Raw genomic sequence first — 17,654 nt, forward strand, 5'->3', positions numbered from 1 at the left:
TAGTGCCTGACCCCCACCACGATAAAGCGGTATTTTAGTGGGGGTCAGGCACTACAATTACATCTTTTCTCCAAATTACCATAATAATTCTTCATCCCTTTTATGACGACACTTTTCACATCTCTTTGGGTATACAAAACCTTTCTCTTTATAAAACCGCTGTTCCCCCACTGTAAAGACGAACCGTTCCCCACATTCATAACATTTTAATAGGAAATCTTGAGGAGCCTCCCCCTCCAGCATTTCTTTGATCGATTCTTCTCTTTTAAATTTTACTCCACCATCAGTCTGTTCATTGGATTCTACCGCTTCGACAATCTCTTGAATCTTAGCTTTCACTTTTTTGTAATCCACTTCCGCCCATGCTTTTAAATATGGTATGTACTTTTTGTCTCTGGTTTCTTTCACTTTATCAAGGAACAAAAAGATCATGTGACGATTGCGGTCTTTTAAATAATTCATGTCTGGATCACTAATCCCTTGTTCTGCCCACTGCTGCCATTCGCTCAAAAATTCATCTGCCCGTTGGTCAGCCTCAATCTGCCATCCTCTTTCCGTAAAAATAATCATCGGTAATTTTCCGCTGTACTGAATATCCAGGAAATCGTAATCAATCATCCAATCAATTTTAGTCAAGACCTCTTCCAGTTTTTCTGATTTAAAATAACCGTAGACTGGACATGTATCCAGCTCCAGTTGTAATATCTTTTTCTCACGTGATCCCTTCAAAATCTTAGCAAGAAGCGTTCGTCCTCCTTCTGCAATAATTTCATCGGCTGCTCGTAAAATCACTCTTTTTTCTTCTTCCGGCAAGTAGCTGTTATTTGATTTCTTCAAAATGGTAACTCCTCATCTGAGAAATTATTTTGTTTCGGGGCTGACTTTCTTTTCTTCCCCTGGCCTTTCCAATTTTCAGGATGCTGATTTTTTGTTTTTATAGTGTAACCAAACTTTTTATCGTACATGTTACGTATCCATACCTTAACGGGGGCCTTCCATTGTTGTTTAGGAGAAGGAATGTTTTTCACCAAACTTTTAGGAGACATCCCCAACTCCTTTGCCATTTGGATATCCTCATGGTTCAGGCGGCATCGTTTTTTCGCTTCTGCCCAATCCGTACTTTTTTTGTTCTTTGCCATTATTCAAATCCTTTTCTAGTTTTTTAACACTTATTTTAATATATAAATCTGTATCTTTTTGTACTTACTCACTACTTCAGTAATCTTGATAGAATTTCATTTACTTTTATGATGACTGACCCAATAATCTCTATGGATAACTACCTTTTGATCACTATTGGCTTTGATCATAGCCTCTGTGCTTGATAATCCCTTAATTTCTAACAATTGATTAGAAGAAAAGTTCACACTTCCTCTCCCAATAAGCTGCCCCTTTAGATTAACTACCTCAACTACATCATTGGCTCTAAAGCTACCAATAATGTTTGTTACACCAGCAGGCAGGAGACTTTTACCATGTCTTACTATAGCGGCTTCAGCCCCATGATCAACTTCAATTTTCCCATTAGGAATGGAATGAAGCGCCAGCCACTGTTTAGCATTATTCATACTGGGCTGTGAGCTGCTTCCGATATAAGTTCCATCGCCTTTCCCCACTAGAATATCAACAAGTTTTTCTTCCCCCGTCCCAGAACCTATAAATACTTTCACCCCTAAAGCTAATGCTGTCCGCGCTGCCTCTACTTTTGATTTCATCCCGCCAGTCCCTACTTTTGAACCAGCTTCAGATGCACCATTTACTAGATGATCATCAATCGAATCAAGGAAATTATATCTTTTTGCATTTGGATGAGTGCTTGGATTTTGATCGTATAGGCCATTGATGTCCGTTAGTATCATTAAAAAATCGGCATGCACGAGCCCGCTAACCAGCGCGGATAACATATCATTATCCCCAAAGGTCAATTCTTCAATGGCCACGGAATCATTTTCATTAATAATAGGTGTGACGTTACGCTTTAAAAGTTCAGATAAAGTCGCATGGGCATTTTGATATTGTTCTCTTTGCAGGAAGTTTTGCCTCGTTAACAGTAATTGTGCTGCCACTATGCCATGCCTTTTAAACGCTTCCGTATAACCTTGTAATAATTGGCCTTGCCCTACTGCTGCGGCTGCTTGTTTGCCTGCAATCGTTACAGGCCGTGAGGAATAGCCGAGGTCTTTAAAGCCAGCAGCTACTGCACCGGATGATACTAAAATCACCTCATGCCCCAGCTGCTTCAAACGTGAAATCGCATCAACGTGCTCACGTAACTTTTCACTACTGAGTCCACCAGTTGTATTTGTTAAAGAACTGCTACCTATTTTGACAACGACCCTTTGCTTGTTCATTTTCCATTCACCACCCAACTTCTTGTTAAAGTGTAAAAAACGCCCTTCCGCCCTTTTACAAAGGCAGAAGAGCATTGGCTTATCAATATTACTATCCATTTTCACATCTCCAGGTTCCATAACATGCAGGTTGTAAAACCTTACCTCTCTTTCACCGGAGCCGAATCTGAAATCTTATATATTTTAATTTTCTGTTAATAACATAGTATGATGCAAAGTTAATTAGGAGTCAATGTGAAAAAGTCATGTTTTCTTCCCGAAATCAAATATGATCTTATAGTTTTCATCCAGCACTAAAGCCGTGCTGAATGGTTTCTTTCCTTTAAATCCTTTCAAAACCTTTGTACGCTTCTTCTCGCACAACGTCTTTATCATATTCTGCGTCAGCGTCTTCCTTGCTAGTTTCTTAGGAAAAGTTACGTTACACCCTTTTTTGTAGTCCGAGCACGCGTAGAATTTATAGCGGTCTACAATTGATCCTTTCTCACAGGCAGGGCATTTGGCAATCGGTTCGTTCCACTTGCGTTTCTCAGGCTCACCAGTATTCCGCACGTTAACCTGCTGGATGGACTCCGGCGTTTCCTGAATCAATTTTTCTATGAATTGGCGGGTTTGCTTGATAAACAATTGCTTTGATCCATCCCCGCTCCCGATTTTCTTTAAATAGGACTCCCATTTGGCTGTCATCGAAGGACTGGATAGAAGCGTTCCTTCAATCGCCTCACAGAGCATGATCCCTTTTTCGGTAATCGACACGTTGTTCCGCTTCACTTCTATATATTTTTGTGCTTTAATCGTTTCAATAATGCTCGAGCGGGTAGCTTCTGTACCCAGCCCTTCGACTTCTTTCAAAATCTCGACATCCGCTTCATCATTCACCAATTTCCCACACGTCTTCATCATATTGATCAGCTGACCTTCCGTGTACGGCTTCGGAGGCTGCGTCATGCTTTCTTTAATATGAAGTTTTGCCTCAACCTGCTCCCCTTTTTGAACACCAGGGAGGTCGGCTTCTTTCTCCTGTTTCGACTTCGCTGACTTTGGAAACAGTTCCTTCCACCCTCTGTCCACATCTCTTTTTCCGGTAGATTTGAACGGTAAATCATGCACATGGGTAAAAATCGTCGTCTCCTCATAAACATAGTCCTTGTGAAACATCGCAAGTGTAGTCGCCATGATCTCATTATAAATATTGCGCTCTTCCCGGCTTAACCCACTCAGCTTCTTTTCGGTCGGAACAGACTTTGTCGGAATGATCGCGTAGTGCTCCTGCACCTTGCTGCTGTCCACATACCGTTTATTCGGCTTCAAGGACGAAGCTGTAAAAGAGACGTTCATAGCTTCCTGGTACCCCTGCAAATTCTTAACCAAATAGGAAAACTCACTGTCGGTGATAAAATTACAGTCCGTTCTTGGATAGCTGACAAGACGCTTTTCGTACAGCTTCTGCATCGTTTTGAGTACTTGCGACGGAGAGTATTTCCAACGCCTGTTCGCGACACTTTGCAACGTGGAAAGCGAATGCAGCTTTGGTGACTTTATCCGCTTCGTCTTTTTATCAATCCGCTGGACAACGCCCGGGAAAGATTCCTTTTCCTGTAACTGATGCTTGTCCAGCACGGCCTGAACCTTCGCCTTGTCCTTTTCCTTTATCTCAGCCAGCCCTTTGTATGTACCTGCCTGGGCGTTGAAAAGTCCCTCGATCTGATAAAACGGTTCCGGCTTGAAATTCTCAATCTCCTTATGCCGTTGATAAATTAAATAAACCGTCGGCGATTGTACTCGCCCGATGGTAAGGTAGCTTCCATACCCTTTCTTCTGGAGCAGTAGGGTAAACAGCCGACTCGCATTGATTCCTACCATCCAGTCGCTTATCTGACGAGCTTTCGCTTCATCAAAGAGACGTAAGTCCTTCTCATTATTTTGCAGCTGACTGAACCCTTTCCGAACTTCATCCTTTTCAAGCGAATTGATCCACAAACGCTGAATCGGCTTTCCCTTTATTCCCGTCAGCTGAAGGATACTGTAAAAAATATTTGAGCCTTCCCGATCGACATCCGCTGCATTGACGATGATATCCGCCTGTTGAAAAAGCTTCTTGACCGCCTGGAACTGTTCCCATTTCCCTTTCGCTACTTTTTCCAGAAACCGATCCGGAACAATCGGCAATTGATCCAGCTTCCACTTTTTCCACTCATTTTTATAATCATGGGGTTCTTTCAATTCCACGAGATGACCTACTCCCCATGTGATCGTAGCCCCATTCGGGAAAGTATCATCCGCCTTAAGCTGGATGTATGTTTTGGTCTTCTCCTGTACCGTAAATGCCTCTGCATACGCTTTTGCCTGCGAGGGTTTTTCCGCTAAGATGACTACTCTTGCCACGTCCTCGTACTCCTTTCGATGAATGACTGTTAGAGGTTCGATGAAAAAATTAATTAATGAAGGGGGATGGTAATAAAGGTATTTAATAGGGGTGTCTGGAGTTTAATCAAGAAGGATAAAACATTCAAACTAATAAAGAACATACATTCCCATCTATTATACTATAGGTGAATAATGAATGGGAGGGAAAACACTCATTTCTCTTTTTAAAAAGTCAAAAAAAGCAGGCACCTTATGATCGGTTCCTGCTTCGTCTTTACGCATTAGTTTTAATCCTTGTTACCTGACCCCACATTATAAAAGCGTTTAAGTGAAGGTCAGGCAGTAAACATAGTTTTGTTCAGATTATCTCAACAAAAAGTTAGTTTTGATCAAAGTGAACTGTATCTTTTAAATCATTGCTATCATCTAATGATTTACTGCTGGTCATCTTTTTCACAAATTCTTTAACGGTCTTGACGTTCACGCCGGACTCCCAGTATTCGGCGATTTCTGGTGTCACTTTGACCAGTACAACATTCGGATCATCAGGAGAAGTGTTCAATAATCGTCCGAGAATCTTATTCCAGTAGTCTTTCTTCTTATCTTCATCCTGGACAAATTCAGCAGTGCCGCTGATCGATACATAGGAGTTGCCTGCATATGCCAGGTTAACGGCAGAATTACGTTCGATATCCCTATATTTTTCGGTATCTTTTTCGGTAATAAACCAGATTTCTTCCTTATCCATATCCATTTCTACTTCCTGTGTACGCATCGGCCGGGACAACAGCCTGCCCTCTGGAGACACCGTAGTCAGCATCGCGACCTTTTCATCTTTAATCAAGTCTTTAATTTTTTTGATGGTTTCCTGGTTTTCAGAAGTTTGGTTAGTCATTTATGTTTCCCTCCTACTCATTATTAGCAGTTACTGCTCTCCTTTTTCAAAGCAGTCTACCTTCTATCACATCTTTTTCTTCTTGTTCCCAGATAATCACAAAATTACACGTTCATTCTTAAGTTTGGGAACCACGAGCACCTGCACCACTCATTTCCAGCGCTCTCCACGGCGACTTTCTCTTGCACTTTTCGTTTGATACCATTAAAGTATATATTGGTTGAAATCCAGCCTAAGTGGATATAGATAAGAAGATACATTTTCTTTTTTAATTTTGGAACTACAGCGTTCCTTAAGGAAAGGTTTAGATATATTATGAAAGATAATTTTTGGCATGAGTTGCCGCGACCGTTTTTTGTTCTGGCGCCAATGGAAGCAGTAACGGATGTCGTTTTTCGTCATGTCGTGAGTGAAGCAGCAAGACCTGACGTGTTTTTCACAGAGTTTACGAATACCGAGAGCTACTGCCACCCGAGAGGAAAAGACAGCCTGCGGGGACGTCTGACGTTCACGGAAGATGAGCAGCCAATTGTCGCTCACATTTGGGGAGATAAGCCCGAATACTTCCGCCAAATGAGTATCGGTATGGCGGAGATGGGATATCGAGGCATTGATATCAACATGGGCTGTCCTGCTCCCAATGTAGCAACGAAAGGGAAAGGCTGCGGACTGATCCGTCGTCCGGATGTCGCAGCGGAACTCATCCAGGCCGCCAAAGCGGGAGGACTGCCTGTCAGCGTGAAGACCCGCTTAGGTTACACGGAAGTGGATGAATGGTACGACTGGCTGAAGCACCTGCTGGAACAGGACATCGTCAACCTTTCCATTCACCTCCGTACCAAAAAAGAAATGAGTAAAGTTCCGGCGCACTGGGAGCTGATCCCCGAGATCAAGAAACTCCGTGATGAAGTAGCACCTGATACGCTTCTGACGATTAATGGGGATATTCCTGATCGCCAAAAAGGACTTGAACTCGTGGAAAAATACGGCGTGGACGGCGTAATGATCGGCCGCGGGGTCTTCCATAACCCGTTCGCTTTTGAAAAAGAGAAAAAAGAGCACACAAGCGAAGAACTGCTCGACCTCCTTCGCCTGCAGCTCGACCTTCATGATAAATATTCCGAAGAACTCGAGCCGCGTCTCTTCAAACCGCTCCTCCGTTTTTTCAAGATATACGTCCGCGGATTCCGTGGAGCAAGTGAGTTAAGAAATCAACTGATGAACACTAAATCCACCGATGAAGTACGTGCTCTGCTTGATGAGTTTAAGGAAGAATATGGTGGAGTAAAAGAAGAGAAAAGTTTTTCTATTTCGTAGTAAGTCTTTTTCCAAGAGAGGAAAGCCAATTGTGCTTTTCTCTCTTTTTATTTTTAAAATCCCTGTCCCCCACGCGGAACTAATCTAAGTTAGTATCATAAACAAAAAAGAGACTACTTCCTTTTGAACTACCCCCACTTAATTTCTCCGAAATTTGAAGTGGGGGATGAATGCCAATAAATGATAAATGGAAAGTCTCTTTACTGAAGTTTCCCGAGCACTGTACTAAAAAACCAGGTTTCGAATAAACCTGGTTTTGGTGTGTATGATTAAGCACTTGTTTCTATTTTTTCTTTTCTCACTTCCATCTCTTTCTTTTTGTTAAATGTAAAGTGACTTTTTTCAACGAGTAAGGAGACAAGCAGACTACCTATAATTGCCCATAATGGTGCACCGATATTGAAGAAGTTCACGCCTGACATTCCGATGATTAACGCAAAGAATGCACCTATTTGAAACTGATTATCGGAGAACGCCGTTTTCAGTGAGTTGATGAGAACCCTTAGCATAGCCAGGCCGGCAATCACCGTAACGATGACACTCGGCATGGCAGTGACAAATGGAACAACGAACGCTGCAAACAGACCAAAACTTGCGAAGAACACGCCGTTCATGACCGATGCTGCATAGCGGCTATCTTTTTTTCCGACTTCGTCTGCTGAACAGATGGCCGTCATTGGTCCAGCGATGCTGATTGCATGCCCACCAAACAGTGAAGCGAATAGTCCAACGGAAGATCCATATACCGCCATGCCAGTTGTTGGCGGTTTGTAACCTTGAGCCATTAGTATACCTGTCGCTTGAGCATTTTCCGCACAGATAATCAAGAGTGTAAGTGGAATACTAATCGACACAATCGCCTCCCAACTAAATGCGGGCATCACGAGCTCCGGAAGCACAAACATACGCTGGGCAGCTTGATATTCAAAAGCATTTGTAAAGGTCGCCACAACTACCGAAACGATTAACGCAGACAATACAGGTGGAACCTTTCTAAGGTATCGTGATGAAAGTAAAAACGCGAGGATCGCTGAGCCTGCGAGTAACGGGGCAAGTGTGATCGATGTAATCATGTCTATCGCAAATTGGATCATCACTCCAACAATCATTCCCATAACAATCGGAAGAGGAATCCATTTCAGGACCTTTTCGATTAAGCCGGTAGAGCCAAGGAGGATAACAAGAATATTTGCAATGATATACGCCCCGACCGCTTCATGGATCGAAAAGTGATTTAAGGACCCTGCCATTAGTACAGCTCCAGCAATTGTATGGGCTACGGATATCGGCTGGCGATACTTTAATGCGATAAAGATGCCGAGTAATCCACTAAAAAAATAAACAGCAAAAATCCAGCTGATAGCTTGTGTATACGTTAATCCACCATTCGTTGCTGCTCCGATGATAATTAATGCAGGCCCAGTGCATCCAAAAATGGCTGCCACTAAACCCGAACTAATGGCATTAATATTCAAATTCTGAGGCAGTTCTTTTAGATTTGTCGGAAAACGATTCTCTTCCATATAATCTCCTTTCTAGTAATGCCGAATAAGTGTTAGTCTTAAGGAAAATGTTCAAGAAGGCTCGTCACCCATCTGAGTGGAAGTTCTAACCCTTCCTATCCGTAAACCCATTATATTGGCAGGTAATTGATAATATAAGATTGAGATTTCTCTATACGGAACAAAATTAAAATAATTTTGAAAATACAATCAATTAACAGAAAGCTAATTTACTGATGATAAAGAAATATTAAAAGAGATAACGTGCTCTACTCCTTATGGGAAGTTTTAACAAAGGGGCAATAGGGAACTTCTCTGACATAGGAAGGGAGGAAATAAAATATGAGTAAAACAATTTTCATTACTGGTGCCGGAAGCGGTTTAGGTAAAGGTACAGCAATCGGATTAGCCAAAAAAGGCCATCACGTAATTGCAGCGGTTGAGATTATCTCCCAAATTACTAGTTTAAGAGAAGCAGCTTCAGAAGCTGGGGTAGAATTAGAGGTAATTAAATTAGACATTAAAAATAAGCGTGATCAGCAGTTAATCAATGAGTACGATTATGATATTTTCGTAGCCAATGCAGCTATTGGTGAAGGCGGACCCATTGCGGAGGTTCCAGTAGATCGTGTCCGGGATATATTTGAAACTAATGTATTCAGCACACTGGAAAATGCTCAAATTGCAGCTAAGAAGTTCGTAGAAAAGAAAGCGGGAAAAATTGTGTTTCTAAGCTCTATTGTAGGGATTGTTGGGATGCCGTACCTTGGTCCATATGTAGCTTCTAAGCATGCAGTCGAAGCGCTAGCGAAGACCATGAAAGCCGAACTTGAAGAGTTTAATGTCCAGGTAGCTACGATCAATCCTGGACCATTTGAAACCGGCTTTAATGACCGTATGTTTGAAGAGAAACATAAATGGTACGATGAAAATAAAAACTTTACACCAAGAGAATCGATTGCTGAAACGGAGAAAATTTTAGACGATCAATACGATCCGCAAGATATGATCGATAAAATGGTAGAAGTAATCGAATCTGATCATCATGCTTACAGAACAGCCTATCCTCAGGAGGCAGAAGACATGATGAAAGAGGAAGAAAAGAAGAATTGGGAAGCGAAAATATAATTGCTTAATTTTTGAAAGTGCCTGCCCCCACTGCGTTATCACTTTAGCATAGTGGGGGCAGGCACTTATTCATGAAAATTGTCCATTAGTATGTCAAAAAGTATGTCATATTAAATTTCCAGCACTCACAGAATCCAAGTAGTGTTTATTTAATTTATAGGAAAGATCCGCTCACTCCTAGTCTTGCCCGTACTATTGCTCTAATCCTGCTACTCCAAAGCCCCCTGGGCCAGAATGAGTAGAAATCATACCTCCAGCTTGGATCCATCTTATATTTTGGAATCCGTTTGCTTTGGCAACCTCCTCCATCCGCAACTTGATCCTTTCATCTAGTCCAATTGAGTAGATAAAATAAAGCTGCTCTCTATCGATGTTGAACTCATTTAAATAATTACTCAAGAGTTTTTCAGTAGCTCCACTCATTTTTCCGCGGTACTTCTTTGTAGATATAAGCTCCCCATCCTTCAACTCTATGCATGGCTTTATTTTCAACAGAGCTCCTATCAGAGAAGCCATATTGCTTACCCGTCCTCCCGCTTTAAGAAACTCCAGGTTTCCTGGGATGAAAGCCAGCCTTGAAGTAGGAATGATTGCCTTTATTTTTTCAACTAAGTGTTCCGGGTCAATGTCAGGTTCTTTTTCTAATAACTCAGCGGCATACAATACTATCGCAGCTAATCCTCCAGTAACGTTCAGAGCATCAATGAGAAAAATGTCTTCAAATTCTTCCGCAGCAATGACAGCATTTTGAAAAGAAGAAGACGCTTTTGATGTATAACCAACATGGATAATGATGCAATCCGGGAAATTCTCTCTTATAGTTGTAAAAAACTCTTGATACTCATGAGTGTTAGTGGCAGTCGTAGAGGGTATTTTCTTCGTACGCCTGTAATAGTCATAAATATCCTGAACCGGCAAGGAGCCGTCTAAGTGATCCTTTCCATCCATAATAATGTGCATGGGGACTACTTGAACCTCGTACCTTTCAGCTAAATCATCCGGTAAGTCGGCACCGCTTTCGGTCGATAAGATTATCCTTCTCATTCTATTTCCCCCTTGGTTATATTTGGGCTGCGTCCATTCTTCCTGCATTACATTATACTTTAACTATACATGAGATAATCCCATTAGCATTGTGATAACTTTTGTTTTCCGTACTTTTAGTGCACATTTCGGGGATTTGGTTCTTTAGGAAGTCTGATGCTTTTACTTATAAGTTTATTAGAAGAGTGAGTACAAAAAACAAAAAGAGGCTTCTCAAAAGTATCATTAACTAATGAGAAGCCCCTATTGTTTTTACAAATATTATAGCATCCACTTATGGAACTATTGCAAAACCTTACATAGCAAGGGAACTGGGCGTTATTACATCATGCCGCCCATGGATTCACTTAAGTTAATAAAGGAAAATAACATCAAAACCGAGGGATAAAAGCAGTGTATATAAGGTCCGTATTCAACATCTATAACAAAAGAAAATAAATAGTTCTGTCGAATAGTATGTCAAAAAGTATGTCAATTGGGAAAGACCTGGTGAAAATAGTGGCTGACTATATCCGATTCCATAGGTGAAGAAAGTTCATAGCTTCTCCTTCCTTTCATTGAGTATAACTTATTTCTTTGAATAATTAGCACTGAAATTGAAATAAAATAACAGCCACTTACGGCTGTTATAGTTCACCAGTATTCTTATAGCGCTCGTATTTTTCTGTAAGTTAATTGACTTACAACATAACTAGGCATCTTCTAATTCGAAAAACTCCTGATATTTTTCAGGGTCATTGGCAAGTATCTCTTTTACTTTATCTTCATTTAATTTATTTAGTACATCTGATGTATTTTTACCTTCAACCAACTCAAACCAGTTTCCCTTACTTGTCTGATACAATTGCGCTGTCACCCAAGTCTTAGTATGACCATAAGTACTATCTATGTTGGCATATTTCTGAAACTCATAAATAAGGTTCGCTTTTTCAGTATCATACAATTTCCCCTCAATAACCTTTCTCATACCAATCCTCCTAAACCTTTATTTATGTTTTATTTCTCCGTGATAAAACTTTTCTCCTTGCCAGTATATAGTATGAGAACCAAAACATGAAGTGGTTCTGTTAATTCTTTAATCTATAATATTATTCATTTTTGATAATACAGCACAAAAGAACATAATAAAATAGATTATTTGTTAAAAGAACCTAATTTAGGACGGTTCCGGATACTCAAATAATGATCCTCCTAAAATAGGATGGCAACATAATAAAACAGACTAACATTTTTATTATGTTTTTTGGAACAGGTATATATGGTATTAACCAAGCCTTTTAAAAAGGTTAGAAGGATTTCATTGTATCGTCAACGGATACCGGTCAAGAGAAAAGAGCCACCCGATGCTCCTCCGCGGACCTTGTAACATAAAGACAATTATCTAGTCTTCTAAGTTTGCCTCTTATCAGAAGACTTAATATCAGATAATTTGATAACCATAACTCTACAGGCTAGTGCTTCTGTAGGCCGTTGCTAATTAATCCATAACTTTTCTCTTAATTAAGAAGCTATTGACTATGCGCTTATATTCTTGAAATCTTTAAGTACAATTTTTTGCTTTAGCGGCTAATTCTCCTTCTTTTTTGTTCAAATTATATCTATTATTGGTATAATTAGTTATAGTCTTAAAGGGGTGGAGTTTGGCAATTATGTGGTTTAACTTGTACTTCTTTCGCTGGTAAAGTCCAACTGAAATAGTTGCAACCATTGAGAGAAATTATTTAACCTAAACCTACAATTACATCTATAACTATTTCTGTCCATAAAGCTGTTAAAATCAACGGTTTGAAAATTCCTCTTCCTTACTCAGATCCACCTCAACAATGCAATTCACCGGTTTCTTTTTTAACACCCGAATAAGGTTGAAAAAGAAAAGTTCGAGGAACAACAAGGTGAGAATATAGGTTTTATTGTGACTGTAAAACACCAATCAGACTATACATAAATATTTCAAAATTGTATTCCAGTTAAAAAAGTATATACAAATTACATAATTTATAAGGAGAATTAAACACAATGTTTTTTGAAACATTCGGTACGGACACTTTCTTAATGCTCACTGCATTATTACTTTTCAGTGGAATATTCGCTTCAAAATTTTCTACTAAGTGGGGACTCCCCTCTCTTATCTTATTTATAATCGTAGGTATGCTCGCTGGAAGTGATGGTTTAGGAATTATTTTTTTCGATAATGCTAAGGTAGCCCAGATCATAGGTGTGTTCGCTTTGGTGATTATCCTATTTGAAGGAGGGCTACATGCAAAATGGGCAACGATTCGCTCGGTAGCGATTCCTTCATTATCCCTAGCTACAGTAGGAGTACTAATAACCTCTACAATTATTGGATATTCTGCTTTTCTCTTATTTGACTTAACTCTCCTAGAAGGAATGCTTTTAGGGGCGATTGTTGGATCTACAGACGCGGCAGCAGTTTTCGCTGCTCTTAAAGAAAGGAATATAAAAGCTAAGATGGGGGCTACTCTTGAGGCTGAATCCGGTACAAATGATCCTATGGCTGTCTTTTTAACTATATCACTCATAGAGTTAATTTCACGGCAGGATAGCTCTATTTGGATGCTAGTCCCTACATTCTTTTTACAAATGGGACTGGGACTTATTTTGGGAGTTCTTTTTGGCAGGTTAGCTTCTTTTTCTATTAACCGAATAAGATTAGAATCAAGTGCGCTTTACCCTATATTATCAGTAGCTTTTGCCCTGCTTATTTATGGGATAACTGCACTTATTGGAGGGAGTGGCTTATTGGCAGTATATATAGCCGCATTAGTGATAGGAAATCGGGAATTAACCTATCGATATTCCATTTTTCAGTTTAATGAAGGATTTGCTTGGATGGCGCAAATTATCATGTTTATTATCTTGGGGCTGTTAGTGTTTCCAGCGCAACTTTTTTCCTTACAAGTTATTCTAGGTGGATTAATTTTATCTGTATTGTTAATGCTTGTGGCCCGCCCTATTGCAGTTTTTCTTTCTTTAATAAAACTCAATTATTCAGTTAAAGAAAAGGTCTTAATATCCTGGGCAGGCTTACGTGGAGCCGTTCCAATTGTTCTTGCCACATTTCCAATCGTCGAGGGCCTTGAGAATAGCCAAACCCTCTTTAACATCGTATTCTTTATCGTATTAACATCAGCATTAATTCAAGGTTCCACCATCTCCTGGGCAGCTAAAAAATTAAAACTGGTAGGACCTAAAAAAGATGTTCCACACCATTCTATTGAACTGATATCCATGGGAAAAGTGGCTGCAGAGATGGTTCAATTTCAGACGAACAAAGAATCTGCGGTTGTTGGAAAGAAACTGAAAGAACTTTCTTTACCCAATCGTTCAAATGTAAATGCAATAATTAGAGACAACCATGTGATAACCCCCTATGGAGAAACCACAATACACCCGGGAGACTTCTTATATATTCTTGTTGAGTCAAAGTATAAAGACCAATTAACAAAAGAATTAGAACAAAAGGTTAGCTCAAAGGAAATAGATAAGCATCTAAAGGATTAAAATACAAAAACCAGCCCTTAATATTTATTAAGGGCTGAATGATTTCGTACTATATCAGATTTGAATTTGTCTAATGAATAGGTATGTTGTATTTCAGGTTCTGAAAGCGTGACAATAAAGAGACGGTCAATTAACAGAAACAATCACTATAGTACAATTTTAATCATGCTTTACAGGACATATATGAATCCAGCTAAAAGGATTCTGTTTTTTTCCACCAAAATTCACCATGCTAAATTTGATCATCAGTGGGTGTGACTTAATAAATGGGTTTACCATTTTATCTTTATTCCAAACCCACTATCTGTTTTAATTCCCTAGCATTGAACATATCCCAGGAAAATCGAGGTATATATTCTCCCCATTCAACACCTGTAACAATACCTGAAATAAAAATACCTCCAAAGAAAATGATTAACACTAAGAAACTCATACCATAATACAATAACGTATCTTTATCATTTGAATATTTCATGTTTTCTCTCCTTTTTATCCTACTTTGTGCTTAGGTAGAGAGAAAATCATGTATAGCTTGATTGAAAGAACTTCACCTTCATAAACTGTGATAGTGATCTCACTGAAGTTACATAAGTGGGATAGGTATAACAAGGGAGAGAGCGCCGCAAACTGTAAGCTCTCTCTTTCGAGAGCTTTAATGGACGGAAATCCTCTTTCTCACTTTTCGGTAGAACAGTGGCATTTGAAAAATGCACAGCTTTCTGAGTTGAAACTACTGGTTTAGCCGTCAATTCAGTGGGGGAGGGATTGTATGGCTTTACAGCTATCTCATGAAATGAATTCACTGTTACCAACAATAAGAATAGTGAAATAACAATTTTATAAAAGTTAACCTCTCTCCCCTCCCTTCGGCTAGCAATGAAATATACCTCATTTTTATTTTACCAGCAAAAGTAAATAGTAAAAAGCATGCTTATCTATCCATTTGCTCTTTTTGTGAATTTTCATAATCCATTATAAATAATATATTCAGAAATATATTTAAAAATTGTATCGAAGAACTTTTTTGTGGTATATTCGCCAATAAGTCTAAGCAGACAAAAAACAGGAAAAGCACATTTACCGCATTTCCTGCACTAATCAATTACCTTTTAAATTCTAAAAATCACTTATATAAACCATAAGTATTATTTACATCTTGAATGAAGATAATCCCGTTTCCTGGCTCATCAATCTTAAGCTTACTCCTTATTGACGCTACTATTTCTTCAGTACTTTCTTTTTCACTCAGAATCAAAACAATTTCTTTTTCAGGTTCAATATCCATTGCAAATACCTTGCTAGTCTCATGGATTCCAGATCCTCTTGCATTAATAATGGTGCCTCCTTTTGACCCCGCCTTGGTTGCTGCACCTATTACTTCTTCGGCATTCCCTTTTTCAACGATTACCGTAATTGCTTGATACATACTATGATCTACACCTCTTTCTTCTTTTCCTTTGTGTCCTTTATAATTTCTCGCCCCTACTACCTTACCTACAGAGATGGTAAATACAATACCTTTATGCTTTTTTATAAAATTGAATTTCTTTGCAAGTTGTTCAATTACATGATTGGCTTTTTCTCTATAAGAAAGCATCATTACAATCTCTTTGCGTACATCGTTGATTCCTAATAAATTCAGGAGGCGGCTTTTTAATGTCCCTCGTCCAAGTAACACTGTTCCGCCTGAAATACCATGTTTTTTAGCTGTTTGTACTACTTTGCTTCCAAGTCCCAGATCAACGATTACATAAACTAATTCTAATTCGGCGATATCTGAATTACTGGACATCCCTTACTTCGCCTCCTTTTCTCGCTTTTAATTTAAATACAAAACCAACTACCTGTAATGTGATTAGCGGGGTTAATGCTACCAGTGCAATCATACCAAATCCATCTATTAACACGTTGGCACCCTCTATCGCTTCAGCTGCACCTTGAACAAACGCCAATATAAACGTTGCGGTCATCGGTCCTGAGGCAACCCCTCCTGAATCAAAGGCAATTCCGACAAAAAGCTTTGGTACCACATAGGTCAAAGCTATGGCGATGATATAACCTGGTAAAAGATAATGCCATAATTGGAGTTCGGGAATAAGTATTCTTAAGATTGATAATGACACGGCAAAACCAACCCCGATACAGAGAGAAAACATGACGATCTTTCTCCTTACATAACCACTGGTAACATCCTCTATCTGATGTGTTAATACATAAACTGCTGGTTCTGCAAGAATCGTAACGACCCCAAGAACAAAAGCTATAATAACAATATATGATTTATTATCCAAAGATGCGATTGAATGTCCTATAGCGGTTCCAACTTCCATAAATCCAGCATTTACCCCTACTAAAAATAAAACAAGCCCAACAAATGTGAATAAAATCCCTGTCAGTATTTTTCTAACCGCTTTTATAGACATTTTAAATGAAAATTTTTGGAATACAAGAAAAATTATTAAAATGGGGAGAAGTGCCAATGTGATTTCTTGTGCAATTATAGGAAGCTCATGTAAAAAAGCACCTAAAATCGATACGGAATCAGCCGAATGTTGATCAAGACTCCCCGATAACTTGTCCGTCTGAGCAATGATATTCATAATCATAACAGCTATAATTGCGCCTGTTGATGCAATAGCAACAAGTCCAAAACTATCTTTCTCCGAAGCTTTACTATCCCTCTTTAGAGAAGAAATCCCTAGTGCAAGTGCCAAAATGAACGGAACCGTTAACGCTCCTGTTGTTGCTCCAGAAGCATCAAAGGATATAGCTAAAAACTCGGGTGAAGTAAATAAAGATAGGACTAAAATAATCAGATACAAAACAGATAGTACTTTATATAATGGGATATTGAACACAATTCTAACAAGTCCTGTCGCAATAAGTACTCCAATTCCTATTGAAACAACAACCACGATACTAGCTTTTGGGATCAGACCTGACGTGACTAGATCAACCTGTCGGGCCAATATATGTAAATCAGGTTCCGCGATTGAAATAAAAAAGCCAAGTAACAGCCCAGCGATCACAACCACCCAAATTTTATTGGTTTTGGCTATTGTTTTCCCCATCGCTTTTCCGATAGGTGTAATTCCGATATCAACCCCAAATAAAAATATAGATAATCCAATAATGATGAATATTGCGCCGATTATAAAACTGACAATTAATGAAGACTCCAACGGAGCTAATGTAAAGTTCAAAATCAAGACCATTACTGTAATGGGAAGGACTGCATATAATACTTCTTTTAACTTTGAGACTATTACGGTCAAAAAGCTCATTCCTTTCTATGTAGTTTTAAGAAGCTCTGACACTAACATGTTCTAATTATTGATACTGGGCTAATGAGAGAATGTGAATTCAAGATGGAGGTTTAAAGAGGGTAATCAATAAAAAGGATACTACAGAATAATTGGAAAACTAAGATAAATTGATACCTAGTATAGTCAACGCATCTTCCTTTTTTAACCATACCGATATTTTATAATGATTGTAAGGTCTACTTTTAATTTTATCATTAACAAA

At 39.1% G+C, this 17,654-nt stretch carries 14 protein-coding genes; 3 read left to right on the top strand and 11 right to left on the bottom strand.

What is annotated here, in order from left to right; all coding sequences use genetic code 11:
- Positions 1-75: 75 nt before the first annotated feature.
- From ACGTN9_RS10095 to ACGTN9_RS10115, 5 genes are all read right to left on the bottom strand, one after another.
- Positions 76-837: an RQC-minor-1 family DNA-binding protein gene (locus tag ACGTN9_RS10095; protein WP_499592394.1), complete on the bottom strand. Its 762-nt coding sequence runs from the start codon at positions 835-837 to the stop codon at positions 76-78.
- Entirely contained in the window at positions 834-1,139 is a 306-nt protein-coding gene (locus ACGTN9_RS10100) for a hypothetical protein (protein WP_499592396.1), read from the bottom strand. The genes ACGTN9_RS10095 and ACGTN9_RS10100 overlap by 4 nt, the downstream gene beginning before the upstream one ends.
- A gap of 96 nt (positions 1,140-1,235) precedes the next feature.
- Complete coding sequence (gene proB, locus ACGTN9_RS10105) at positions 1,236-2,351, bottom strand: glutamate 5-kinase (RefSeq protein ID WP_499592451.1); 1,116 nt, start codon at positions 2,349-2,351, stop codon at positions 1,236-1,238.
- A gap of 243 nt (positions 2,352-2,594) precedes the next feature.
- Positions 2,595-4,736: a type IA DNA topoisomerase gene (locus tag ACGTN9_RS10110; protein WP_499592398.1), complete on the bottom strand. Its 2,142-nt coding sequence runs from the start codon at positions 4,734-4,736 to the stop codon at positions 2,595-2,597.
- A 361-nt stretch (positions 4,737-5,097) separates the two neighbouring features.
- Complete coding sequence (locus tag ACGTN9_RS10115; RefSeq protein WP_499592400.1) at positions 5,098-5,613, bottom strand: pyridoxamine 5'-phosphate oxidase family protein; 516 nt, start codon at positions 5,611-5,613, stop codon at positions 5,098-5,100.
- A 315-nt stretch (positions 5,614-5,928) separates the two neighbouring features.
- Between ACGTN9_RS10115 and ACGTN9_RS10120 the strand changes: the two genes are divergently transcribed.
- On the top strand, positions 5,929-6,930 hold the full coding sequence (locus ACGTN9_RS10120) for a tRNA dihydrouridine synthase (RefSeq protein WP_499592402.1): 1,002 nt from the start codon (positions 5,929-5,931) through the stop codon (positions 6,928-6,930).
- A gap of 269 nt (positions 6,931-7,199) precedes the next feature.
- On the opposite strand, the gene ACGTN9_RS10125 is transcribed toward ACGTN9_RS10120, so the two are convergent.
- Complete coding sequence (locus ACGTN9_RS10125; protein WP_499592404.1) at positions 7,200-8,453, bottom strand: benzoate/H(+) symporter BenE family transporter; 1,254 nt, start codon at positions 8,451-8,453, stop codon at positions 7,200-7,202.
- A 321-nt stretch (positions 8,454-8,774) separates the two neighbouring features.
- On the opposite strand from ACGTN9_RS10125, the gene ACGTN9_RS10130 reads away from it, so the two are divergent.
- Positions 8,775-9,560: an SDR family oxidoreductase gene (locus ACGTN9_RS10130; RefSeq protein ID WP_499592406.1), complete on the top strand. Its 786-nt coding sequence runs from the start codon at positions 8,775-8,777 to the stop codon at positions 9,558-9,560.
- Positions 9,561-9,752: 192 nt separating this feature from the next.
- Here ACGTN9_RS10130 and ACGTN9_RS10135 read toward each other — a convergent pair whose 3' ends face one another.
- Both ACGTN9_RS10135 and ACGTN9_RS10140 read right to left on the bottom strand, forming a co-directional pair.
- Positions 9,753-10,604, bottom strand: a complete 852-nt coding sequence (locus ACGTN9_RS10135) for a DegV family protein (RefSeq protein ID WP_499592408.1) — start codon at positions 10,602-10,604, stop codon at positions 9,753-9,755.
- A gap of 691 nt (positions 10,605-11,295) precedes the next feature.
- A complete protein-coding gene (locus tag ACGTN9_RS10140) occupies positions 11,296-11,571 on the bottom strand; it encodes a hypothetical protein (protein ID WP_085505212.1) in 276 nt (91 codons plus the stop codon).
- Positions 11,572-12,620: 1,049 nt separating this feature from the next.
- On the opposite strand from ACGTN9_RS10140, the gene ACGTN9_RS10145 reads away from it, so the two are divergent.
- On the top strand, positions 12,621-14,126 hold the full coding sequence (locus ACGTN9_RS10145; protein ID WP_085505211.1) for a potassium/proton antiporter: 1,506 nt from the start codon (positions 12,621-12,623) through the stop codon (positions 14,124-14,126).
- A gap of 286 nt (positions 14,127-14,412) precedes the next feature.
- On the opposite strand, the gene ACGTN9_RS10150 is transcribed toward ACGTN9_RS10145, so the two are convergent.
- From ACGTN9_RS10150 to ACGTN9_RS10160, 3 genes are all read right to left on the bottom strand, one after another.
- Positions 14,413-14,601 (bottom strand): hypothetical protein, encoded by a 189-nt coding sequence (locus tag ACGTN9_RS10150; RefSeq protein WP_085505210.1) that lies wholly within the window; start codon positions 14,599-14,601, stop codon positions 14,413-14,415.
- Between the two features lie 648 nt (positions 14,602-15,249).
- Positions 15,250-15,918: a P-II family nitrogen regulator gene (locus ACGTN9_RS10155; RefSeq protein WP_085505209.1), complete on the bottom strand. Its 669-nt coding sequence runs from the start codon at positions 15,916-15,918 to the stop codon at positions 15,250-15,252.
- Complete coding sequence (locus tag ACGTN9_RS10160) at positions 15,908-17,410, bottom strand: DUF1538 domain-containing protein (protein WP_499592411.1); 1,503 nt, start codon at positions 17,408-17,410, stop codon at positions 15,908-15,910. Before ACGTN9_RS10160 ends, ACGTN9_RS10155 begins: the two co-directional genes overlap by 11 nt.
- Positions 17,411-17,654 lie beyond the last annotated feature (244 nt).

The sequence above is a fragment of the Halobacillus sp. B23F22_5 genome (genome assembly GCF_043497085.1).
Lineage (GTDB): Bacteria > Bacillota > Bacilli > Bacillales > Halobacillaceae > Thalassobacillus.

Excerpts from the sequence above, each read along its gene's own strand:
- ACGTN9_RS10100 (WP_499592396.1), bottom strand. The coding sequence starts at position 1,139 with ATGGCAAAGAACAAAAAAAGTACGGATTGGGCAGAAGCGAAAAAACGA.
- proB (WP_499592451.1), bottom strand. The coding sequence starts at position 2,351 with ATGAACAAGCAAAGGGTCGTTGTCAAAATAGGTAGCAGTTCTTTAACA.
- ACGTN9_RS10115 (WP_499592400.1), bottom strand. The coding sequence starts at position 5,613 with ATGACTAACCAAACTTCTGAAAACCAGGAAACCATCAAAAAAATTAAA.
- ACGTN9_RS10120 (WP_499592402.1), top strand. The coding sequence starts at position 5,929 with ATGAAAGATAATTTTTGGCATGAGTTGCCGCGACCGTTTTTTGTTCTG.
- ACGTN9_RS10125 (WP_499592404.1), bottom strand. The coding sequence starts at position 8,453 with ATGGAAGAGAATCGTTTTCCGACAAATCTAAAAGAACTGCCTCAGAAT.
- ACGTN9_RS10130 (WP_499592406.1), top strand. The coding sequence starts at position 8,775 with ATGAGTAAAACAATTTTCATTACTGGTGCCGGAAGCGGTTTAGGTAAA.
- ACGTN9_RS10135 (WP_499592408.1), bottom strand. The coding sequence starts at position 10,604 with ATGAGAAGGATAATCTTATCGACCGAAAGCGGTGCCGACTTACCGGAT.
- ACGTN9_RS10140 (WP_085505212.1), bottom strand. The coding sequence starts at position 11,571 with ATGAGAAAGGTTATTGAGGGGAAATTGTATGATACTGAAAAAGCGAAC.
- ACGTN9_RS10145 (WP_085505211.1), top strand. The coding sequence starts at position 12,621 with ATGTTTTTTGAAACATTCGGTACGGACACTTTCTTAATGCTCACTGCA.
- ACGTN9_RS10150 (WP_085505210.1), bottom strand. The coding sequence starts at position 14,601 with ATGAAATATTCAAATGATAAAGATACGTTATTGTATTATGGTATGAGT.
- ACGTN9_RS10155 (WP_085505209.1), bottom strand. The coding sequence starts at position 15,918 with ATGTCCAGTAATTCAGATATCGCCGAATTAGAATTAGTTTATGTAATC.
- ACGTN9_RS10160 (WP_499592411.1), bottom strand. The coding sequence starts at position 17,410 with ATGAGCTTTTTGACCGTAATAGTCTCAAAGTTAAAAGAAGTATTATAT.